This window comes from Legionella anisa (assembly GCF_001467525.1).
In the GTDB taxonomy this organism is placed as follows: Bacteria; Pseudomonadota; Gammaproteobacteria; order Legionellales; family Legionellaceae; genus Legionella; species Legionella anisa.
Genome location: NZ_LNXS01000029.1, coordinates 171,546 through 195,162 on the forward strand (window position 1 = coordinate 171,546; position 23,617 = coordinate 195,162).

Consider the following 23,617-nt stretch of genomic DNA (forward strand, 5'->3'; position numbering starts at 1 on the left):
AAAAATCCAAGTCAGATGAGGAACCCTAATATGACTGTTTTATCGGAATTAGAACGTTATTCTCAGCAAATCAAATTAGAAGAAATTGGCATTCAGGGACAAATAAAACTACGAAAAGCAAAGGTATTATGTATTGGTGCGGGCGGTATTGGAGCTACTCTACTTCCTTATCTTGCTGGCGCAGGAGTAGGAACAATAGGAATTATTGATGGTGATATAATCGAAGAAAATAATCTACATCGACAAATTCTTTACCAGGAAATGGATGTGGGCAAGGCAAAAGCTGATGTTGCAAAAATAAAAATACACGCTTTAAATTCCAGTAATACGATTCACACACACGCTTTTCGTTTAACTGCTTGTAATGCAGAAGAAATTATTGCGCAATACGATCTGGTGGCCGATTGTTCCGACAATTTTTATACGCGTTATCTTGTTCATGATACATGCCATCGTTTAGGAAAACCGTATGTCTATGCAAGTGCTTATCAATTCCAAGGGCATTGCTCTTTATTTTACGGGCAAGAAAATCCCTGTTTACATTGTTTGTTTCCGATTATTCCTGACATGGGTCCCAATTGTCAAAATGGTGGGGTATTAGGTACTCTTCCTGGATTATTAGGACTTTTGCAGGCTACAGAAATTATCAAATGGATTACCACAAGTAGTGCCTCATTACTGAATCGATTGCTTTGTATTGACTTACTCACTATGGAGATAAAAAAAATTCAGTTGATTAAAAACGAAGAATGTCAATTTTGTGTTTTTGGTCAAACCCTTGAAGCAAGTACTTTTTGTATCCATGCAGATGAGATGCAGGTTTTTACCATTGCACGCGAAGATTTGTCGCGTTTTTTGCAAGAGAATCCTGATGTGTTTTTATTGGATGTGAGAACAGCCGACGAACACTACCATAACAATTTAGGTGGAAAATTAATTCCTTTGGCTGAGTTGCCCATGCGTCTTGATGAGCTGGATCCCTTAGAGCCTATCCTTATTTATTGTCAGTCCGGCCAAAGAAGTCAGCGTGCTGTACTGTTATTAAGACAAGCGGGATTTCGCACGGTTTATCACTTGGCCAATGGAATGGGTTCATTATAAATTATAAACATATAGCCTGGGTGAAGCGCAGCGAAACCCGGGCTCTGCTGCGCTTCACCCAGGCTACGATTTATCTACGAAAAGTATCTTTCTTATAATCAGGTATTTTTACGCCATTATAATTAATAAAAGTCATCATTCCCGTGGCTTCATGATAGAGCATATGGCAATGAAACATCCAATTTCCTGGATTATCAGTATCGAATTGTATTTTGACGGTGGAATTAGGCAAAACTAAAACCGTATCACGCATTGGCCCATTTTTAAGAGGAGTCCCATCAATTTCTGTGACTTCAAAAAAATGCCCATGTAAATGCATAGGATGAGCCATGCCTGTTTTATTCATTATGATTATTTCTATTCTTTTATTTTTATCAACACTCAATGGAGTAATATTAGGCCACGCTTGATTATTTATTTTCCAAATATAGTTCATCATATCACCATCTAAAGTGACAGTGAGCGTTTGATTTGGTTGTTTCACAGGAAGAGGAGTTAATGAGTGGGTTTTAAATTCTTGCTCATAATTTAGTCCGCCAACAAGAGAGGAGGCTTTTTCACTCACTGATATTTTAGAAGCGCCTGGTGTAGATAAAATTAATCCAGTTTGCAGTTGTGTTCCAGCACCTTGAGCAAGGATAGGATAAGCTCCTTCGCCTTCAGGGATTTTGATGAGGATATCAATACGTTGTCCAACGGCAAGTTGAAATTGATTACCCGAAATTTCTTTGATGGGTTGTCCATCAACAGAAATTGCTTTTCCCTGAAGCTTGCCAAGATTGATAAAAAAATTAGTCATTGCTGCACCATCAATAATGCGAAGTCGCACAACTTCCCCACTGTGAACCGGGATTATTTCAGGATTGGAAAGAGTGTGATAATTTGTTAAAAAAGCATCATAAGTCACATCATTTAAATCAGGCTTTTCTGCTTTAGATGTACTTTTTTTCATTGAATTATCATTCATGGGTGTTTTTTGTTGCATATCACCCATTGTTTTTAGGGGGACAGTACCTTTGTTTTTTAACTCATACAACAGAGTTGTAGGTTTTTTATAGCTAAAATCTCCAAGAAATAAAACGACACTCTTTTCTTTATTTTTTTCATTGGGCTCGTAAATGATAAATGGGGCAGAAAGAAAGCGCTGGACTTGTAAATCAAAATGAGAGTGCATCCAATAAGTGCCTGATTGGCGTAATTTAAAATGATAATGAGACTCTCCCCCAGCTGGAATAGGTGCTTGCGTTACATAAGGTACGCCATCTTGTGAGTTTGGTAAAATTAGCCCATGCCAATGAACTACTGTAGGACTATCAGTTGTATTTTTAACTACTGCATCAAAATATTGTCCTTTTACCCCCTGATAACCCCAAGTTCCATCGAGTTGTTCAATTTTGAATACTTCTGTGCTCTTTCCATCTACTACAAGAGGTATTTTTTTTATAATAAGGACAGTGGACTGTTTTGTGTCCTGAGCGTTTTTTTCTGTTGCTGAATATCCAGTTATCAGATAGGTCATCATACATAAAAGAATAAATACGACCTTTGAAATGTCCATTTTGGTCTCTTTTTGAGCTGACACTGAAAATTATAGTTCAAAATAGGACCTAATATTATGAAAAACTGTTTTAATTTCCGCTTTGATTCATTTACCTTAAGAGCAATTCACTATATGATGTCACGCGATTATCAATAGTAGATTAAAGGAGACGATATGAGTTTTTTTATTAGCGATGCTCTGGCTGGAGCGGGAACAGCAGCGCCTCAAGCAGATGGATCTTTTTCGCTCATTATGATCGCCGCTATTTTTGTGTTGTTCTACTTTATGCTGATTAGACCCCAAAACAAAAGAGCAAAAGAACATCGTGAATTAATAAACCGTTTAAAGAAGGGTGATGAGATTATTACCGCAGGCGGTATGTTAGCTAAAGTAGTGAGTCTGGATGATCAATACATTAAGATCAGTCTTGCAGAGGGCGTAGAGATTAATTTACAAAAAAGTGCGGTAAGTACTGTATTGCCCAAAGGCACTATAAAATCGCTTTAAGAAAGCATAGGACACGGAAATGCAAAATAAATATCCTCTGTGGAAAAACCTAATGCTGATTATTATTGCGGTTGTTGGGTTTATTTACGCTATACCTAATTTATATACAGAAAACCCTGTAGTACAGATTTCATCTGAGACCCCTGTGGATTATGATGAATTAAAAAATCAGGTGGAAAGTATCTTAAAAAAAGATAACCTGTCTTTTAAATCGATTATCGCCCAAAATGAAGGGGTAGAGGTTGTTTTTTCATCGACTGACTCTCAGCTATTAGCCCGCGATACCATCAAAAATGCTTTGGGTTCTCAATATACTGTGGCTCTGAATTTAGCTCCATCAACACCACATTGGTTGGATGCAATTCATGCTGCCCCAATGAAACAAGGTCTGGACTTACGAGGTGGAGTGCATTTTCTGTTAGAAGTTGATGTAGACAGTGTCATTAGCCGTCGTTATGAAGGGATAATGAAAAATATTAGCCAAGAGTTGCGTGAGCTTGGTATTCGTTATACAGGTATTCGATATGTAGCAGACAAAGGTGTTAATTTACGCTTCCGTGATAGTGAGTCTATGGATAATGCTTATTTGGGCTTAAAGGAAAAAATTCCCGATCTCATTTTTGTAAAAAACAAAACAGGTAATGAAATTCTAGCATCGATTTCACCTGTTGAATTAAATAAGACGCGCCAAAATACGATTGAACAAACAATGAGTATTTTACGTAACAGGGTGAATGAGTTAGGTGTTGGCGAAGCAGTTGTGCAACAACAAGGGGCAACCCGCGTTGCGGTGGATTTACCTGGAATTCAAGATGCGGCACGCGCCAAGCAAATTCTTGGCGGGACTGCGACGTTACAATTCTACCTGGTAGATCAGGACAATGATCCGCAAATCGCGAAACAAACAGGTGCTATTCCCGTCAATGATAAATTACTCATGATGGAGGGGCGTCCTATTCTGTTAAAGAGACAAGTCGTGTTGAGTGGTGATTCAATTACCTCAGCAGTATCTAGTTATGATCAGCAAACGGCTACTCCAGCAGTGCAAATACAACTTGGTGGTGGTGAAAGTCTGTTTACTAAAGTTACTCGTGAAAATATTGGTAAACGTATGGCCATTGTTTATGTTGAAACAAAAAACACCATGCAAACTGTCAATGGAGAAGAAAAAAGAGTCACTCATAGAGAGGAGCGTGTTATTAGTGCTCCAGTGATCCAAAACGCTTTGGGAAATAATTTTCAGATTACTGGCCTCGCTGACAGTAAAGAAGCAAGTAATTTGGCTTTGCTGCTTAGGGCTGGAGCTTTGCCTGCTGCGATTTATCCAATAGAGGAACGCACAGTAGGGCCAACTTTAGGTAAAGAAAATATCCGTAGAGGTATTATTTCTTTGCAGGTTGGTATGGGCCTAATTCTAATCTTGATGTTGGTTTATTACCGGCTTTTTGGACTCATTGCTAATATTGCTCTGTTGCTTAACCTCGTTTTGCTCGGTGCTTTATTGTCTCTGATCGATGCTACCCTGACTCTTCCTGGTATCGCAGGAATTGTATTGACGGTAGGTATGGCTGTAGATGCCAACGTACTGATTTATGAGCGAATTCGAGAGGAATTGCGGAATGGATTATCGCCTCAAGCGGCAATTAGTGCAGGATATGATCGTGCATTTTCTACGATTCTTGATGCGAATGTGACAACGTTAATCGTAGCAATTATTTTGTTTGCTGTAGGTACAGGACCAGTACGTGGATTTGCAGTAACGCTTTCTTTGGGGTTATTAACCTCTATGCTCACAGGTATCACTTACACCCGAGGGATTGTAAATTGGTATTATGGTGGTAGGGTTGTTAAGAAATTGTCTATTGGTATTTAAGGCGAGGCTCAGATGGAATTTTTTAATCCAAATTCAAATGTGGACTTTATGGGTGCTCGCCGTTGGACGGCGACGTTCTCCATATTAATTTTTGTGCTGTCTATAGGCGCTTTAATGATTCATGGCTTGAAGTGGGGGCTTGATTTTACTGGTGGAACTCAAATTGAAGTTTCTTATGCTTCTGCTGCAGATTTACCTTCAATAAGGGAAAGTCTGAATAAGGCAGGGTTTAAAGAAGCTCAGGTTGTGAGTTATGGTACTTCTAAGGATGTATTAATTAGTATTGCTCCCAGAGAAGATAAAGCACAAGCTCGTCTGGTTGATCAAGTTATGAGTGCTCTACCAGGTGCTGTTAAGCAACGAGTTGACTTTGTTGGGCCGCAAGTAGGGCAAGAATTAGCAACCAAAGGCGCCTTGGCTGTTCTTGTTTCTTTGTTAGCGACGATGATATATATTGCCATGCGTTTTGAGTATCGGCTTGCAGTGAGTTCTGCTGTTGCTCTGGTGCATGACCCTGTATTGATATTGGGTATTTTTGCTTTTTTCGGCTTTGAATTCGATTTGAAAGCACTGGCAGGTTTGTTGGCGGTAATTGGTTATTCTCTTAATGATACTATCGTGGTATTTGATAGGGTACGCGAGAATTTTATTAAGGTTCGTCGTTCTAGTCCTATCGAAATCATGAATATTTCGATTAACCAAACTTTATCACGTACCATCATGACTTCTGTACTAACACTTTTTGTAGTACTTGCGCTTTTTATCTACGGAGGCGAAGCCATACGCGGATTTTCTCTAGCATTGATCATTGGTATTGTAATCGGGACTTATTCTTCAATTTATGTTGCTGGGGCTTTAGCTGTAGCTATGGGACTGGATAAAAAAGACTTTATGCCTAGCCAGCGCAAAGAGGTTGATAGTCGTCCTTAATCGTAGCCTGGGTGCAGCGCAGCGAAACCCGGGTATTGGGAAGTCCAGAACCCGGGTTTCGCTGCGCTGCACCCAGGCTACTGTTGCAATTTCCATTTAATTTCAAATTAAAGAAACCGTAATCCTGGCTTTTATTTATACCAGTGAGAATGATTCCACTTCATCATCATTTTTCTGAGTTTCTTCTTTTTTCTCTGATTCTTGTTGTACTTCGGCTGAATCCTGTGTTTTACCACGCGCAGCTAATTGTTTCTTTAATTCCTCAATTACCTCAGGGGGAATGTGTACCGGTTTATCAGAGTCTTTTATTTCTTCTCCCTCAATACGAATCTCACCTGCTTCAGTTATCTCAAGAATTTTTTTAGTATATCCTTGGGGTAATGCATTCTCAGGGACTAATTGAATAGGGATACCCGAAACTATTGTAGCTCCATCAACAATTCGTACCCCATCAAGTGCAGCAAGTTGTGATGATTTACTGTAATAACGACTTATTAGAGAACAAATAGACCAAAGTAAATTATATGCTGCGTCAAAGGGAAGGCCTACTCCTATCCCGATGCCTTGTCCGAGATAATTTCCTGCTGTGCTCATAATATGAGCCAAACTGATTGTACAAAAAGAAGTGAGGAGTTTTGTCGCAATCACTGGTGCCAAGAGGGCAACTCCGGTTGGTCCAGCGGGACTAAAAACTAATAAAGTACTTCCAACCAGTGCTGTTAATTGAACGCGAGGAGAAATTGCGGTGGTCGAGTTAGTTATTCCCTCCGCCATTACCACGCCTACAGTAGCTCCTGCATAAGCCAAAGCCGTGCCAAAGAAAGGCTGGGTGATTGAAATTACAGGGAAACTTGTGAATTGCTCTTTAGATTCTTTTGTACGAGTCATTTCTTTTAAAAAATCTGTGAATTCTTTCCATTCTTTCTCTGTAAAAGGCTTGAGCCCATCTTTTTCCAGGGCTACATTAGCATGTTCAAGAGCATGTGGTGTTTTAACGAGTCGATCTGCTGTCAAATAACAGGCTTCTTTATCTTCATCATCCAGATAATTAATAACAGTAATTCCGAAATAGTCTTCCGTTAAACGATAAAGTGTGGAGTTTCGTTTTGAACTTTTGATTTGTGATTGCACGTACAAGCATGCAGCGAGCATAAATCGAGCTGCGATCATGTAGACTTGACGTTGTGCTGGAGTTTTGATGTCTTCTTCGTTAAGCAAATGTATTTTAAGTAGTGTTCTTACTTTTTCTAAGAATGAAATTTGCTTGCTCCTACTGACTAAATCCGTTCCTCCAAAAAAAATCGGCGTACCTATTATTGACGGTTTTTTGTTCAAATCAATTTTTTTTTCTGCTTCATAATCTTTACGTAAATTGTCAAATTTTGCGATACATCCTGGCGCAAGAATAAAGTGCATGATATCCCCCTTCCATTGGCATATTTTTTTGTGTGTGATACACGTGTAATTCCTTTTGCATATTTTATCTTACTTCGTAATTGTATAAATGCAATGTTATTTGATTATTTTTTACTAAATTGCTTCAATATATTGAACGTTTATATTTTATTTAGTAATTAACATGTTGAAATGATGCATTTTTTCAGGATTATGATACTTTTAGCTTAATGACCAATAATTATTAGAAACTTGCTATAAAGAGAGAAGTGCGAGGAGACGCGGAGCGACGCAGAAGCCGGAGTGTACACAAAGTCACATGAGGGTTCGCGCACCGCATCGACGTAGCAATTCTCTTTGTAATAGAGTTTCCCAAGAGGTTTATTGTACGTTGTGGGTGCAAGTAGGGTACTTGGGCGATGCGAAGCCATAATCCAAGCAACGAGCAGATGAAGGATATATTCTGAGTCATGCTTACTTCTCCCAAACTGTATTTTTACAGGAACAGAGAAGGTGATTGAATTGATAAATGATATGAAAAAAGTGAGTTTCATGGAACGGTTGAAACATTTATTTCTGCTTCTTCGTGTGTCCCACTGGGCCAAAGCAGTCTTTGTGATGCTGGGATTTTGTTACACACCCATTCCTGGATATTTTATACCAGCTTTACTTGCTTCTTTGGCTTTTTGCCTTATTTCAAGCGCTGTTTATATTTATAATGATATTGAAGACAGAATTGAAGACAGTTTGCATCCTCACAAACGACATAGGCCGCTAGCGAGCGGAAAAGTTTCTCTATCAGAAGCGATTTTTATGTTGTTTTTATTGTTGCTTACGGGGCTTACTTTGGGGTGGTTGATTTCTAAAAAACTGGCTCTAATTCTCTGTATTTATTTAGTAATTAATGTTGCTTATAACCATCTTTTCAAACTTATCCCCATCATCGATGTACTTTGTATTGCTGCAGGATTTATGTTGCGTGTGTTAGCCGGTACTTTGGGCATTGGCCTACCCATTTCTACCTGGTTGATTATTGCAGTAACTTTACTGAGTCTTTTTATCGCTTTAAACAAACGCCAAATGGAAATGCAATTAGGATTAAAGCATTCGACACGTAAAGTATTGAAGAAATATAATCCTTTAGTCCTTCATTGGCTGATTGTATCCGTAGGCCTTGCCAGTTTCATTACGTACGTCTTTTACATCATTTATGTTCGAGATGAATCGTTTTATTTTATGTTAACTGTACCTTTCGCAGCAATTGCATTGTGGCGATTTGCCTGGCTGGCAAGACAAAATATTGAAAATGATGACCCAGTTATTGTTTTTTTGAGCGATCAATTGTCACGAATTAATCTTTGGTGTTTTGTGATTTTGACCTTTATGGCTTTAGCTCAATGAAAGATAGGGTGCGTTGGTATGACAGCACTCTAATCTTATTATTTTTTATCCTGCGAAACACTGGTATGAGCAATTTTGTAAGAAAATTTTGCGCAAAAAGCCAGCAACCATCATTTTAACTTCGTTTATTAAACAAGACGAAGTAATATATACACCGAGTGATGTTTGTTTAAAAACTGAGTTGAGCAAATATTTTAATTACAAATTAAGTAAAACTTATGTAAGTATTAGCTCCGACTCGATTTATCGCTATGAAATATATGAAAGATCCTCCATTTCTTCACCAGAAGAGATAAATTTAGATTAGGGTTTACCATTGTTGTAGTGATTTTTTGGTGAGATACAATTCAACATAGTGTACTATCTCACGATAATAAGATAATAAAAATGAGTAAAGGATGAGCTTTGTTATGAGACATAAAATGTCAGTGTTGGCGCAAAAATTACATAAAAAAACACCCGTTTTTCTGTGTGATATTTTTGCTATCCCTGCTGCGTGGTATGCAGCGCATTGGTTGCGTTATAACATGCAACCCTTTCCTAAAATATTGACTTCGTCGCATTCCATTATGGCATTGACTTTGCTCACAGTGATTCAAGTGTTTTGCTATTTTTATTTCAAGACATACCGTGGATTGTGGCGCTTTTTTTCATTAAATGATTTAGTTCGAATTTTAAAGGCCACGCTGACTGCTACCGTGTTGGGAATTTCCGTTTTATACGCAACGTCAATATTGAGTGAACTTCCTCGTTCTGTATTTCCATTATATTGCATGATCTTAACTACTATTCTGTGCAGTTGCAGGGTGTTGAGGAGGATTTATTGGGATAAGCGATCCAGAGGCAATAAATCAGCTGAAATGAAGCGGGTGCTTATTATTGGTGCAGGTATGGCTGGTGAGGGGCTTGCTCGTGATTTAAAACGCTCTAATCGATATAAGCCTGTAGGTTTTATTGATGATAATATAGCAAAACGTGGCTTAGAAGTTCATGGGATCCCAGTTCTAGGTACCTCCAGCCAAATTACAGAGCGTGTTCATAAATATAAAATTGATTTGATTTTTATCGCGATTCCTTCAGCAAGTTCTTCAGTGATGCGACGAATCGTAACCTGTTGTGAGGAGAGCCAAACCCCATTCAGCACACTTCCCAGCCTTAATGCTTTAGCTTCAGGAAGAGTTGAGGTAAATGCACTTAGACCGGTCAATATAGAAGATTTGTTAGGCAGAGACCAGGTTAATTTACAATGGGACCGACTATCGGCAGGTCTTGCAGGAAAAAGAGTTTTGGTTACTGGTGGGGGAGGTTCAATTGGATCTGAGCTATGCCGTCAAATTTTAGCGCTTAAACCCAAGAGTTTAGCTATAGTTGAAAACAGTGAATTTAATTTATATCAAATAGAGCTCGAGCTGAAGGAAAATTTCCCCAATATTTCTTTAGAACTTAAGTTGATCAGTGTTACTGATGAAGTAGCAATTAATAATCTATTCATGGATTTTTTACCAGAAATAGTATTTCATGCGGCAGCGTATAAGCATGTTCCTCTTTTGCAAGATCAAATACGTGTTGCTGTGATGAACAATGTACTTGGCACTCAGATTGTTGCAAAAGCTAGCGTCTCAGTTAATGTTGAAAAATTTATTTTGATTTCTACTGATAAAGCAGTAAATCCAACCAATATAATGGGGACTACCAAGCGAGTTGCTGAGATTTATTGTCAGAATCTGGATGGAAGAGCTAAAACACAATTCATTACAGTTCGTTTTGGAAATGTTTTAGGCTCGGCAGGAAGCGTTGTTCCATTATTTCAAAAGCAATTACAAAGCGGAGGCCCGATCAAAGTAACTCATCCCGATATGCAACGGTATTTTATGACGATACCTGAAGCATGCCAGTTGATTTTGCAAGCTATGGTTAATGGAAAGGGCGGGGAAATTTTTGTTTTGGATATGGGGGAACCCGTTAAAATCAGCTATTTGGCTGAACAAATGATACGCTTGGCTGGTAAAGAGCCCGGAAAAGACATTATGATTGAATACACTGGATTACGCCCAGGAGAGAAGTTATTTGAAGAGTTGTTTCATGAGTCAGAGCAATTGGCTTCAACAGAGCATGAAAAATTATTCAAGGCAAAAGTCCGTGAACTTAACTGGGAAGAATTAATCCAAACAATGCGTTTATTAAATACAGCATGTGAAGAAAATCAGACTGATGAGTTATTTATTCTATTGAAGAGTTTGGTTCCTGAATTGAATACGACCAGTGTGATACCAGTAGCCTAATTTACTGTTGTTGTGTTTTATTGAAAAGAGGTTTTTAAGATGATTGTTTCTTACGATGATTTTGCCAAAGTTGAACTACGCTCAGGCACTGTTGTTAAGGTTGAAGAATTTCCTCGCACAAAGAGACCTGCATATAAAGTTTGGGTGGATTTTGGTAAGGATATAGGCATATTACAAACCTCTGCTCAAATTACTGTGCACTATACTCCAGAAAATTTAATAGGGCGTTCCGTAGTAGGATGTGTCAATTTGGGTGAAAAAAATATCGCAGGCTTTATTTCTCAATTTCTATTGGTTGGATTCTCAGATGAGAACGGAGCCATATGTCTAATAACCACTGATCCTAAAGTTCCTAACGGACAAAAGCTGCATTAAATAGAGTTTAGAGGTGTAGCCTGGGTGCAGCGTAGCGAAACCCGGGTTTCATTTGGTCTATAAAGAAATCAGTAGCCTTAAGTTATAGTAATATATACGTCCTGCGGACAAGCCCCGAGAGCTCCCCACAAAGTTTAACCAGGTAGCATGTCAATTGTTGGCTGTCATCCCTGCGAAGGCAGGGATCCATCCATCAAAATAGTTCATCGCTCAAATTAAGCCACAGAGGATGGGTTCACTCAATTAAAGTTAACTTTCCATTGTCTTTTCACTTTTTTAATTTGCTTTTCCCGCGTACATTGTAAATGGATCCCTGCCTTCGCAGGGATGCCAGTCTTTTTAGGTATAACAGAAGACGTAGAATATGTGTTTTCGTGTTTAAATTTTGTGAGGATCTCTCAAGGCTTGTCCGCGGGATCCAGTAATGTGTTACTCTTGGATCCCGCGGACAAGCCGCGGGACGTAGGGCAAGCCAGGGTTCGCAGCAGCTTCACACAAGCATATATATTAAACTGGAGGGAAAAGGTCCTGAAACTTAACTCGAGATTTCAGGTGTAATGCCTTTTTCCTTTTCTTCGATAAATCAAAAAGCTTATAGACAATTATAGGAACAATAAAGCTAACCATACCTATATAAAAAGCAAGTTTATAGGTAGGATCTTTATTCAGTACCAGGAAAAACAAGGCAATACACATGAGTATGATTGCAAGGATTCCTGTGTAAGGAGAAAAGGGCGTAACATAGCGAAGATTCGCTGTTGTATATCCAGCTTGATATAATCTATTTCTAAAACGAATTTGTGATGTACATAAGGATATCCATGCCAGAGTTCCAGTAAATCCAGATACTAAAAGCAAAGCGATATAAAGCTGGGTTTGGCCGAAAAAGTAACCCACCCCTAAAAGAATCCAGATGGTAATCAAGGTTGCAATGATTGCATTTTGAGGTACTGAGTTGTCATTGAATTTGGAAAAAGTGTGTGGCGCCATACCATCGCGTGCTAATGCATTGAGTGCGCGAACCGTTCCATAAAATCCTGAGTTAGCACAAGATAAAGTAGCACTTAGGGTCACAAAACTGGTTACCGCACCTGCCCATTTAAGATTGTAATAGTTTAAGGCATCAGCAAATACAGAATTGGATAAACCGGCTTTTTGCCATGGGAAAATTAAGACCAGACAAAATACGGGAATGATATAGATGAAAAGAATTCTTAACGTTACATTTCGAATTGCGTGGGGAATCATTCGCGCGGGGTTTTCAGATTCTCCAGCAGCAAGACCAATGATTTCAGACCCTTGGTAGTTAACCAGCAAAAGAACCATTGCTGTTAACAAGGACATTGCTCCATTCGGAAGAAGCCCGCCATCGCCTAAAATGTATCTGGAGCCAATAATTCCCCTGGATTCTGGACCATGGATTAGACCAAAGAAAATTAAAATAGCTAAAATTACAAAGCCTAATAAAGCCAAAATCTTAATCAAAGCCAGCCAAAATTCGATTTCACCAAATGTATCTACTTTAGCCAGGTTAATGTAGGTAATGAGTAAACCAAAGCAAACAGCCCATATATAACCATTTACTCCTGTAAACATTTCCATGATTATCCCGCCCGCAACACATTCAGCGGGGATATACGCTACCCAACTTATCCAATAAGACCATCCTACGCCACAGGCAACAGATGGAGATATAAAATCAGCGGTGTACGTTACAAAAGAACCCGAAATGGGGATAGCGACAGCAAGCTCACCCATGCAAAGCATGGTTAGAAAAATGATCAACCCACCCAGTATATAGGCTAGAAACACAGCAGGGCCTACCAGGTTGATTACCTCACCTGTGCCTAAAAAATAACCTGAGCCGATAATTCCCCCCAAGGCAATGAGTTGCACATGGCGGTCTTTTAATCTTCGGCTATAACCACTGTCTTTTACAGGTTTATCTGTTTCCATCGTACTCTTTTTCACGGGCTGTTTGTTTCTCACAGGTTGCCATAATTTTGGGTGACGCTATGTTATATTCATCTTTAATAATTTAAAACTAAATTTTCCCTATTTATACTAATTTTTTTTAAAAACTGATATAAAAAATTAATCAGCAGGACATTATAAATCATTTTTTGCCTAATTGAACTTTTTTTTGCTAATTTAATGAAAATTATTACAGGGAAAACCTCAGATTGAGGCTAATTGGGAGATTAAATCAACAAAAAAGATTATAATCATCGGTTTTTCTATAAAAAAAATTAATTATCTATTTTACTTCCGAGCTTTATAAATAATCACAAGCAGTTGCATCATCATTTAACTTAAGTATACTTTTCCATACGCCGCTGTAGCTCAGTCGGTAGAGCAGTTGATTCGTAATCAAAAGGTCGTGTGTTCGATTCACATCAGCGGCATAGTAAAATCAATGGGTTATAACAAGATACGTTCCGACCAAGTCATCTGGGGTACACTTTGGGGTACACTTTTTTTAAAGCTATTCATATTATTTAAATTACACACAATCTCTTACCATAATTTTAGTTAATGGAATGCTGATAGGGGATAATTTATTCATCCCCGTTTATACAAGATAATTGTGCATTAATGTTTATTCGCAGCGGTAGATAAAATATAAGCTTAATGATTAACTAAAGGCAGAGTGTAAAAATTAGATACTTAATTCAGTTGATTCAATGAAATAATGAATCTATAATCCCGGCCCATCTAATAAATGGCTTAATAAGGAGATGTTATGAATGAGTATTTTTCTAATAGAATCGATACCGAAGAAGATAAGGATGAGTACATGCCTTGGTAACAAAAGGAGAGATAAAAATCTCCTTTGATAGATTTTACTATTAATATGAAATTAATTTTAAACAATGATGTTTTTGCGGTCATTGATGATTTCTTAGAGCCATCAGCTTTTGAACAAATTTGGAATTTTATTCAAACTGAACAATTCAAGTTTGTTCATTCTTCTAAATGGGTAAATGCTTTTAGTCTTGAAGATGGCTCTCCTTTATGGAGCAGTGTATCTATTTCTCATCCTAGGCCAGAACCCTGTACTACAGAGCAAATTTATCCTACAAACACAACGATTGATGTATTTATAAAAAAATTAATAGCAGAATCTACTAACTATTCTCATTTAATAGGTTTCAAAGATAAAGATTGGGACTTTTTCTACTCTAGACCCTACCTTTACCCAAGAGGTTCAGGACTTTCTTGGCATACTGATGGTAAATATAAAATCTCAGGTGCCTATGTATATTACTGTCATCCTATTTGGGACATAAATTGGGGAGCCGAATTATTAATTAATCCTACACCTCAACTGGATTTTGATTACCCTGAAGTGACGTTAATCAATAATAAGAAGAAAAAAGTAGGATTTCACCTTAATAGCTCTGAGTTGAATAACTATGCTGCAGATGGAATTGGATACTATATTGTACCAAAACCAAATAGGTTGGTTATTTTTAAAAATAATATTTTGCACTGTATAAAAAAAGTAGAAAATGCCGCGGGAAATCATGTAAGAGCATCTATAACTGGTTTTTTTATGAGTAATGACCGTATAGATCAAGAGAAAAAGGCTGAAAAGGAGAATTCAATCTTATAAAAATTGATTATAACCCTACCAATTTATAGAGGCTCCCAATCAAATATGCTTGGAATTAAGAAATGAATCTAGTGCAAGATATTTCACCTACACAGGCTCAAGAAAAGGTAAATTTTGTTATTTTGATACCTAATAGAGATGAAGTCACTTTAAGTAACTTTATACTTAGGGAAGAAGATGTTCCTTACAATGAACAACCAAGTTATTATCAATTTAAAAAATGGTCTGCTTGGTGCTCTGCCCATTTCTCTTCCTATTGCTTCCTTATTAAGTATAAAAATGCTCTCTTAAGATGTAAGCAGTTTTTGTATGACTTTGGGCCTTTATCAACATTAGATCATGCTGCTTTATACGATCATTGGGTTTGGGAAATGAAGCCCCATGTAATGAATCAGGAAAATATTTGTTGGATTGGTTATGATTATTCAAAATCAAAAACATTAAGTTTTTTATCTCATGGAACTAATATTGAACTTCGTCTACTTGAAGGGGGTTTGAAAGATGAGGAGTTCTTAGAGCTTTGTAAATTTTTTTCTCCTCTCCCATCATCAACTGAAGTCTTAAAGAAGAATTTTTTTGAACTATCCTATTGGTCACGTTATAGCAATTGTATAGAAAATGCGTGCATTAATAGAAATGAATATAAACCACCTTCAAGTTTATGGAATATAAGATGGCCAATGCATGACATCCTTAGAGGTAGCAAACCAGATTGTCACGAAAAATATTTAAATCATATTAACTTGGATTTTATTGCAGATAGTCAAATTATTTATGGTAATAAAAATCAAATAGACGAAATTCAATTTGTTATGTTTCCGAAGAATGGAAACAAAAACCAAATTGTATGGTTTCGTGTTTTCAATAAAGATTCTTTTCCAATAAAGAAACCAGCACTTTCTAGATTACCTAATATTAATTCATTTAGTGGGTATAGTAGTTTTAATTTAACTGTCTTAAACCCCAAGAGTGATATGATTTCGAGCAATATATACATTGTCAGTGTTAATAATTCTTATGGACCACACGATGCTCTTTGGTGGGATAAAGAAAATGCTTATTTGCTACAGATAAGCGCCGGCGTTAATACTTCTATAGATTATATTAAAAAAATTTTTAGCAATTTATAGAGAGGCGAGCAAAATAAAAGTCTCTATATCATTTTCATTACTCATTCTAAATTATCTTAGTTCTTATAATGAGATTAAATGCTCAAACTTCAAGTCTTATGAAGGTATGAACAGTTCACAGATGACAGCACTGTATTTAAAAATCTCACTAAAGTAGAGGAATAGTTTTTAAGCATAAAGTCTAATCAAACAATGGCTCAAAATAAAAAGTAAAAATAGTTCGAGTCAAGACTATTTTTTTATTTTTTATTTGTATAAAATGGCTATGCTTAAATTTATTTTTCTATCCCTCATCTGTGGATATCTATTTTTAGCAAATAATCAATAATTAATTAGCAAAATATAAAAACCTTTAATGTGTCTGATTTATATCATTTTTAAATCTTCACACTTTCATTTAAGTTATTCACATTTTCTGTGGATAAGTCTGTTTATAGTCTGTCAAACTTTTTGTTGGGTTTAGAAGTTAATCAGATGATTCATCATTTACCAAGTTGTCTTTCATATCAATGTACAAGGCGCATATCTAGTTTTATCTAACAAGTATTTCTATTTTATCATAGAAAACTCTTTCAAATGTAAAACAAAGTTGTCTATTAAATGTAGACAAAAGTTTCGATTGAATGTATTTCTTCTGGTACTCTCCCTTATCTGAAGTAACTCAATGGATTGTAGGTTATGAAAAAAATACATACCACTATAAAAATCCGATAAAAAATTTCTCGTCTTTTTGGAAGCAGCACCAGATGCAATTGTTGTTGTGGATCATGAGGGCTATATTGTAATGATCAATCGGTTGACAGAAAATATTTTCTCTTATAAAAGAGAAGAACTTATTGGGCAAAGTTGAAATGATAGTCCCAGAGCATGTAGGTAATATTCATGTGAATTATCGAATGAACTATATAGATGAACCGCATGCTCGTCCAATAGGTGGCGTTGTTGCATATACGAGGAGCTTCGCCGGCCTCGATGGGGCTGACTAAAAAACGGCCACACTTTTAGGCAGTCCTAGCTTATTCATCTTATTTATTATCCTGCACCGAATAGCCAAGTCTGTAAATTGGTTTTCAGGTGTACGGGCATTCATTTGATCGCTTAAAATAAAATTCATTCGAGACATGTTGGTTTCAACCAATGAGCGTCGATGATAATTATTTTCTTTTCCAAACACGAAGCATTTCTTATTTATCTGGTGTTGAGTTAAACCGGATAATCAATTCATCACGAGGAATAAGAGCAATGTTCTTTTTTATTTTATTTCGTTGAACCGCAACGTTATGCTGAGGAGGAAAAAAGGTTTGGCGCCACGTGATGCGCTGCTTCATAACAGTTTTGTTTATCATAAGCACCAGCCGTGCGAACCCTCTGCGTTTTTTTAATGCATAATCGAGTAGCATCAAAAAAGAACATGCATTCCGCAAGCATTTAAGGAGATATTTGTTGGCTATTTTTAGGAGCGAGATTACTTCCTGATGATTGATTAAACTCCGCAGCGGTATCTTTTATCTTATCAATGGTAGGCATATCTTTATCACTAATATTTTTGACAACAATAATGCTGATTCGACGATTTTGGGGATCAAAAGGATCTTTTTTATTGAGTAAAACTGTAGACGCATATCCGGAAACTTGGATTACTTTATCTATATTTAAACCCAATTTAATTAGTGCTCGTCGCGCGGCATTGGCTCTTTGAGTGGAAAGCTCCCAGTTGGTATATTCTAACTCATCAGGATTGTGGTAGGGATGAGCATCTGTATATCCCTCAATAATTATTTTATTGGGAACTTGATTCAGTAATTTCGAAAGTTTTTCAAAAATAGGTTCAATAGCAGCGTTTAATTTTTCAGAACCCACTTCAAACATTGGTTGTTTTTGATCATCAATTAACTGTATACGTAGACCATTGTTTTCTATTTCCATGAGTAATTGATTTTTTAATCCTGTAAGTGCCGGATCACTTTCAATGCTTAAGTTAATTTGAGATTTAAGCTGTTCAAGTTTTTTTTGTTCTTGCTCAGCCGGTTCAGGTTTTTTTTTAATGATTGTTTTTGTTGCTATTTGGCTGGTTGTAGAAACTTGGCCATTAGTATCTTTAATATCTTTTCCTCCTCCTTTAGAGGTGGGCTCACGATTACCAACACTTTCGCCACCAAAAAGACTTACTTTTAACGGTTGTTTGAAGTAATCTGAAATTCCTTCTTTCTGGGCTTTATTTAAAGAGGCAACTAACCACATTAGCAAAAAAAACGCCATCATGGCTGTAACAAAATCGGCATAAGCAATTTTCCAAGCACCACCGTGATGGCCACTATGTTTTTTTTTAACTTTCCGAATAATTAGTTCAGATGTTTCTTTTTTTTCTTTTTTTTCACTCATAGTTTACTTTAACCTACTGATGGTTCTGCGTTCGTAGACGGGGCATTGGCTGAATCCTTATTGTTTTCAATTTCATCATTAAGTTGACTGAATGTAGGTCTTTGTTGAGAAAACAGGACTTTCCTACCAAACTCAACAGCGACTATTGGTGGATTATTGTTAATGCTTGCCAGAATAGTTGCTTTAATACATTGAAGCATTAATTGTGTTTGATTCGCTTGATTCTCTATCACATTAGCCAGCGGTCCAATAAATCCATACCCCAATAAGATACCAAGAAAAGTTCCTACGAGCGCATGAGCAATTAATACGCCTAACTCTGATGGAGGAAGGCTGATTGATTCCATAGTATGAACTACTCCAAGAACAGCAGCTACGATACCGAAAGCAGGCATGCCATCAGCAAGTTTAGTTAAGGCGTGCGCTGGAATCAATTGCTCCTCATGATGTGATTCAATCTCCATATCCATTAGTGTTTCAAGTTGAGAAGGTGGAAGGTTGGAGGTAATAATCAGACGAAAATAATCACAAATAAATTCAATCAAATGATGGTTTTTAGTAATTGATGGATAATTACTAAAGACTGGGCTGGATTCTGGCTGGTCAATGTCTGTTTCTAGAGACATTAACCCTTGTTGGCGCGCTTTATTTAGAAGATTGAATAGCAAACTTAATAGTTCTGTGTGCACTTTTTTAGAGGACTTATCATTACTAAAAAGTTTTGGCAAGCTGCTTAATATTGCTTTTAAGGTGGTGATACTATTACCAACAATTAAAGAGCCAAGCGCTGCCCCCGCAATAATAAGTAGCTCAAGAGGCTGAAATATGGCAGCAAGATGTCCTCCTGATAGGGCAAATCCACCAAAAACACAAAGTAATATAAAAATATAACCAATTACTATTAACATCTTTATCTATCCCTATTTTTAGAACATCCAAACTGTAATAATGGGCATTATACTGAATTTAATAAAAAATTTAATAATATTGATTATATTTTATTGAAATTCACTATCACTTTTTATTTGCTATAATTGACATGCATTTAAAATTCATGAGCAATAATTACCTATATTTTCAGAGTTGAATTTGCATATGATATGTATTAATCATTAGATGTATTGTGATTCGGCAAAGGAATTGGTTACAAGGTAGGTTGACAATGAAGTCGATGGATGATGATTTAAAAAATAAAATTGTTAGAACAATCAAATTCTATGAAGAAAATTGCGAGAATATGCAAAAAGAGATTAAGCATCTTCGTAAAGGCATATCTGAATTAGCTCGATTGCAAATGGGATTTAGTAGTGATTGGGATGATAAGATATGTTTTTTTAACGAAGTGATCAATGATGATGTTGATGCAATAATAATAAAGCAAAAATTAAATTCAGTTGTTTCTGCGCTTAATAATTTATTAGAAAAGAATTCTGAAAATATACTTGATGATTCTGATTTGACCATTTTGCCTAAAAAGATTAATGAACATTTACGTGAACTTCTCCAATGTCTTAAAACTCCTCCCGAGTTAACTAATCAGTTAGTATCTATAGAAAGAACATTAGAGCATAATTTGAATGCTGGCTTGTTAATTCAGGTGATCGAGGAAATAAAAAATCTAGTTATCGAATTATTTGGCAAAGAGCAATATCAGCTTAAATTTCTTCTTGAGAATATTACTAATCAACTTCTTCAAGTCAGCAATTATTTAAAAACAACATTTGAACATAATAAAATCTCCAAAGAGGAACGAAGTAAACTGGAATTAGGCATTCAGGCTACACTGGATAATATCCAATCAAACATGTCGAATGCAACCTCAATTGAGGAGTTAACTGATTACTTAAATAAAAATTTGAATTTTATCAGCAGCCAAATTCAATCTTATAAAAAAGCAGAAGATTTACGTTTACAATCCTATGAAAGTCAAATTAGTGAATTACAAAAAAAGATGATGGATTTCGAAGAAAAAAATGCCCAGATGAAAAAAACTATTATAGACCAAAGTATTCAAATCAATACAGATACACTTACTAAAATTGCAAACCGAAATTTTTATAATATTTCTATCCAAAAAGCATATTCTCGTTGGCAAACTACTGGAGTAAATATTGTTTTGGCGCTAGCGGATATTGATCATTTTAAAAATATTAATGATAAATATGGCCATCTTACAGGTGATAAAGTTTTGATGAAAATCGCTTCTATATTTCAGGACTCAATGCGTTCTATCGATTTTCTTGCGCGTTACGGTGGTGAAGAATTTGTTGTTATTTTTGAAGGGTTATCTTTAGAGCAATCTAAAGAAAAACTTGAAAATTTGCGCCTCGAAATCGAAAATTTCCATTTTCTTTTTCGTGGCAATAGAGTTCCTGTTACGGTTTCTTTTGGTTTAACTAATATTATTCAGGGTGACGATACAGATTCTCTATTTACACGTGCTGATGAAGCATTATATAAGGCTAAAAATAATGGCCGAAATCAAATTGTTGCTTGGGATGGTCTTGTTGCTTAACCCCTTGCGACACCCCTGTTTTTGGGTAGTCTATCTCCTCTAGCAATAGATTATGTTGCAATCCTATATAGTTTCTAAACTTCTTTAAATAGTAACCTATACCATTGAAATGATAGGTTGCTCAACCACCATTCTAAAATAGGGGATAAAGTCTAGGAGTATGTGCATAGACGATATCAGTTACAACTCATTTGGTTTTGGGTTGACTCTGAGATCTATTCAACAAATATAACCACTTATTGATGCGCAATCTTTTTTCAGCTATTCATAGTTGCTCTATTATAAATAGAAAAGAGTATGATCAATGCTAAGGCTGTTTTGTTACTATTTATAATAATGCTACAGTGGATAATTGAAAGTTATTTCTTCCTGTTGCTTTCACGTTATACAATGCGTCATCAGCTTTTTTGATTAAGGTATCTAAGTCACAGCCATCTTCTGGGTAAAGACTTATACCAATACTACCGGTGATTGAAATGTCATGTTGTTTGATGATTAAAGGCTTTGCTATGTCAACAAGAATTTTTTTTGCTATTGTTACAACTGAATTTACATTAGATAATTCAGTGAGCGCGATGATGAATTCATCACCACCTTGCCTTGCAATGATATCAGTAGACCTTAGAGAGGATTTTAATCTTTTCCCTATTTCTATTAATAATAGATCTCCCATATCATGCCCCAGCTTGTCATTTACGTTTTTAAAATAATCCAAGTCCATAAACATAATGGCAATTTGTTTTTGGTGACGTTTCGCATAAGCTAATGCATGATTAAAAGATAGTTCCAATTGCTTTCTATTTCCCAAACCAGTTAAAACATCATGATGTGCGATGTACTTAAGTTCTTGCTCCGCTCGTTTTTGAGCATCAATATTTTGAATTTGTGCGATAAAATAGAGTGGTTTATTCTCTGAATCTCGGATTAAAGAACCACTAAGCAAAATCCATATGACGCTGCCATTTTTATGAAAATAGCGTTTTTCCATATGATAGAATCGTATATTTCCCGCTAATAATTGTCGTACATAATTTAAATCCAGATCTAAATCATCTGGATAGGTGATGGATTGAAAATCAGTTTCTAATAATTCCTTTTCTGAGTATCCAACAATTTGGCAAAGAGATTCATTGACTTTTAACCATCGTCCCTCCAGAGAGACTATAGCCATACCAATAGCAGCAGAATTAAATGCAGAGCGAAATCGTGACTCACTTTCTTCTAAGCTAGCATTAATTTCAATCAACTTATCAATTAGATCTAAATTCTCATAACGTAATTTAAAATTCTTGTTAAGGATTCCATATCCCAACCAAGATACAATGGATACAAAACAAAAATAAATCAGTAACGCGGTTCCAAGTAACCGATAGGTTAGTGAATTTTGATGAAAGAGCCAAAAACTCAAAGGCGGAATGGTTAAAGTAAAAAATAAGAGACTTGCTAAAAAATTGGGCTGAAGAATATGTAGTCCACCAGATGCTACTCCGATAATGATAATGATGACAAGCATTTGACTTAATAGATCGTTATAAGGAATAAGCACTGAACCCGTTATACCCCATAGAGCACCATAGATAACGGTAAGACTTATTAACCAGTTTAACTGGTATTCTGATGATAGGGGACGATAACGATTAAAGAAAAATAAACTTTCATGTAAAACAAAAACTGATATTGCAGCTATGAACCATATCAAAAGAGTTTTTTGATTCGTTGTTTTATATAACCCAATAAAAATTATTAATGTGCATAAAAAATTGGCAGGAATACTTAATAACAAATTTTTATTGAGTAGCATCACACGATCAGTAAATATTATTTTTTCAATGTTTACTTTGGTATTTTGCATTTGGATCTCTTTAGAGTAATGAGAGAATCTCAAACCCTCAGTTTTTGATTTTATCATATATATTAATATAGTAAATAAAGATTAAATCGATTGAAATGGGATAACATCTGGACAATTGATGTGATTAAAATCAGAATTCGTACTAAGATTAGCAATAAAAATAATTATAAAGGGAATATTATGAAAGGAATCGTTTTTACTACCCTGAATGATGTGGTTGTTAATAAATATGGGCTTGATACTTGGGAAGTCTTAATTAAGGATGTCAATCACTGCTAGTGAGGGTTGTTATACGGCTGGCGACACTTATCCTTTTCAAGAATTACAATCGCTTATTGTAGGTAAAGATTATATTACTCGCATGCACCATGCTGTTGGAGTTATATAATTTATTTTTAAATCATAAACCTTCTTTAGTAGTACCGACTAAAAGAGACAAGGATATAAACACTATTGGTTATTTATTAAAGCAAACAAAAGATTTAAGGGTTCATGCAGACTATAGAGTAAATCATTTTCTTCAAACGATGCACATGATGCTATCAATCATACAGATGAGATATTACGATTGATCAAGATGTTGTAATAGCCCAAAGCTCTGAGTTTGCGCTTGAGTGGGGGCTTCTAGCCGATATAACTTTTATGTAAAGCTTTGCATAAAGTTTATTGTGGAAAGTAGGTGATTATGTAAAGTAACTAGAAAAAAGCCAATATTATC

The 23,617-nt window shown here is 36.1% G+C and carries 18 protein-coding genes, 1 tRNA gene and 1 pseudogene; 13 read left to right on the top strand and 7 right to left on the bottom strand.

Features of this window, described 5'->3' with window-relative positions; all coding sequences use genetic code 11:
- Window positions 1–30 precede the first annotated feature (30 nt).
- Window positions 31–1,101: a HesA/MoeB/ThiF family protein gene (locus tag Lani_RS09955; RefSeq protein ID WP_019233654.1), complete on the top strand. Its 1,071-nt coding sequence runs from the start codon at window positions 31–33 to the stop codon at window positions 1,099–1,101.
- A 70-nt stretch (window positions 1,102–1,171) separates the two neighbouring features.
- On the opposite strand, the gene Lani_RS09960 is transcribed toward Lani_RS09955, so the two are convergent.
- Window positions 1,172–2,659 (bottom strand): multicopper oxidase family protein, encoded by a 1,488-nt coding sequence (locus Lani_RS09960; RefSeq protein ID WP_223499419.1) that lies wholly within the window; start codon window positions 2,657–2,659, stop codon window positions 1,172–1,174.
- Window positions 2,660–2,815: 156 nt separating this feature from the next.
- Between Lani_RS09960 and yajC the strand changes: the two genes are divergently transcribed.
- The 3 genes from yajC to secF are packed head-to-tail and all read left to right on the top strand — an operon-like array spanning window position 2,816 to window position 5,951.
- The gene (gene yajC, locus Lani_RS09965; RefSeq protein ID WP_019233652.1) at window positions 2,816–3,148 is read left to right on the top strand and encodes a preprotein translocase subunit YajC; all 333 of its coding nucleotides are present in this window, start codon (window positions 2,816–2,818) and stop codon (window positions 3,146–3,148) included.
- Window positions 3,149–3,167: 19 nt separating this feature from the next.
- The gene (gene secD / locus Lani_RS09970) at window positions 3,168–5,021 is read left to right on the top strand and encodes a protein translocase subunit SecD (protein WP_019233651.1); all 1,854 of its coding nucleotides are present in this window, start codon (window positions 3,168–3,170) and stop codon (window positions 5,019–5,021) included.
- A 12-nt stretch (window positions 5,022–5,033) separates the two neighbouring features.
- Window positions 5,034–5,951: a protein translocase subunit SecF gene (gene secF, locus Lani_RS09975; protein WP_019233650.1), complete on the top strand. Its 918-nt coding sequence runs from the start codon at window positions 5,034–5,036 to the stop codon at window positions 5,949–5,951.
- Between the two features lie 135 nt (window positions 5,952–6,086).
- Here the strand turns inward: secF and Lani_RS09980 are convergent, their stop codons facing one another.
- Entirely contained in the window at window positions 6,087–7,367 is a 1,281-nt protein-coding gene (locus Lani_RS09980; protein ID WP_058388528.1) for a hypothetical protein, read from the bottom strand.
- Window positions 7,368–7,859: 492 nt separating this feature from the next.
- Here Lani_RS09980 and Lani_RS09985 point away from each other — a divergent pair, with 492 nt between their 5' ends.
- From Lani_RS09985 to Lani_RS09995, 3 genes are all read left to right on the top strand, one after another.
- Window positions 7,860–8,747 (top strand): decaprenyl-phosphate phosphoribosyltransferase, encoded by an 888-nt coding sequence (locus Lani_RS09985; RefSeq protein ID WP_019233648.1) that lies wholly within the window; start codon window positions 7,860–7,862, stop codon window positions 8,745–8,747.
- A gap of 398 nt (window positions 8,748–9,145) precedes the next feature.
- Window positions 9,146–11,029, top strand: coding sequence for a polysaccharide biosynthesis protein (locus tag Lani_RS09990; RefSeq protein ID WP_019233647.1), 1,884 nt, complete (start codon window positions 9,146–9,148; stop codon window positions 11,027–11,029).
- Window positions 11,030–11,068: 39 nt separating this feature from the next.
- Complete coding sequence (locus Lani_RS09995; RefSeq protein ID WP_019233646.1) at window positions 11,069–11,404, top strand: tRNA-binding protein; 336 nt, start codon at window positions 11,069–11,071, stop codon at window positions 11,402–11,404.
- 507 nt (window positions 11,405–11,911) lie between these two features.
- Here Lani_RS09995 and Lani_RS10000 read toward each other — a convergent pair.
- Window positions 11,912–13,360, bottom strand: coding sequence for an amino acid permease (locus Lani_RS10000; protein ID WP_019233645.1), 1,449 nt, complete (start codon window positions 13,358–13,360; stop codon window positions 11,912–11,914).
- A 376-nt stretch (window positions 13,361–13,736) separates the two neighbouring features.
- Here Lani_RS10000 and Lani_RS10005 point away from each other — a divergent pair.
- The 4 genes and pseudogenes from Lani_RS10005 to Lani_RS21170 all read left to right on the top strand — a co-directional run.
- Window positions 13,737–13,809: transfer RNA gene (locus Lani_RS10005), tRNA-Thr, on the top strand.
- A gap of 449 nt (window positions 13,810–14,258) precedes the next feature.
- Window positions 14,259–15,020, top strand: a complete 762-nt coding sequence (locus tag Lani_RS10010) for a 2OG-Fe(II) oxygenase (protein ID WP_040522608.1) — start codon at window positions 14,259–14,261, stop codon at window positions 15,018–15,020.
- Between the two features lie 62 nt (window positions 15,021–15,082).
- Entirely contained in the window at window positions 15,083–16,150 is a 1,068-nt protein-coding gene (locus tag Lani_RS10015; RefSeq protein WP_019233642.1) for a hypothetical protein, read from the top strand.
- A 718-nt stretch (window positions 16,151–16,868) separates the two neighbouring features.
- Window positions 16,869–17,000 (top strand): annotated as a pseudogene (locus Lani_RS21170) (PAS domain S-box protein); the annotation flags it as partial.
- Between the two features lie 334 nt (window positions 17,001–17,334).
- Here the strand turns inward: Lani_RS21170 and Lani_RS10025 are convergent.
- From Lani_RS10025 to motA, 3 genes are all read right to left on the bottom strand, one after another.
- Window positions 17,335–17,496 carry a hypothetical protein gene (locus tag Lani_RS10025; protein WP_156415158.1) on the bottom strand — a complete coding sequence of 54 codons (162 nt, stop codon included), beginning with the start codon at window positions 17,494–17,496 and terminating at the stop codon, window positions 17,335–17,337.
- 82 nt (window positions 17,497–17,578) lie between these two features.
- On the bottom strand, window positions 17,579–18,532 hold the full coding sequence (gene motB, locus Lani_RS10030; protein WP_065233478.1) for a flagellar motor protein MotB: 954 nt from the start codon (window positions 18,530–18,532) through the stop codon (window positions 17,579–17,581).
- 8 nt (window positions 18,533–18,540) lie between these two features.
- A complete protein-coding gene (gene motA / locus Lani_RS10035) occupies window positions 18,541–19,440 on the bottom strand; it encodes a flagellar motor stator protein MotA (RefSeq protein ID WP_019233638.1) in 900 nt (299 codons plus the stop codon).
- A gap of 263 nt (window positions 19,441–19,703) precedes the next feature.
- Between motA and Lani_RS10040 the strand changes: the two genes are divergently transcribed.
- Window positions 19,704–21,047: a GGDEF domain-containing protein gene (locus Lani_RS10040; protein ID WP_019233637.1), complete on the top strand. Its 1,344-nt coding sequence runs from the start codon at window positions 19,704–19,706 to the stop codon at window positions 21,045–21,047.
- Between the two features lie 328 nt (window positions 21,048–21,375).
- Here the strand turns inward: Lani_RS10040 and Lani_RS10045 are convergent, their stop codons facing one another.
- Window positions 21,376–22,899, bottom strand: coding sequence for a GGDEF domain-containing protein (locus Lani_RS10045; RefSeq protein WP_019233636.1), 1,524 nt, complete (start codon window positions 22,897–22,899; stop codon window positions 21,376–21,378).
- A gap of 180 nt (window positions 22,900–23,079) precedes the next feature.
- Here Lani_RS10045 and Lani_RS20760 point away from each other — a divergent pair, with 180 nt between their 5' ends.
- Window positions 23,080–23,178, top strand: a complete 99-nt coding sequence (locus Lani_RS20760) for a heme NO-binding domain-containing protein (RefSeq protein ID WP_223499421.1) — start codon at window positions 23,080–23,082, stop codon at window positions 23,176–23,178.
- Window positions 23,179–23,617: the final 439 nt, after the last annotated feature.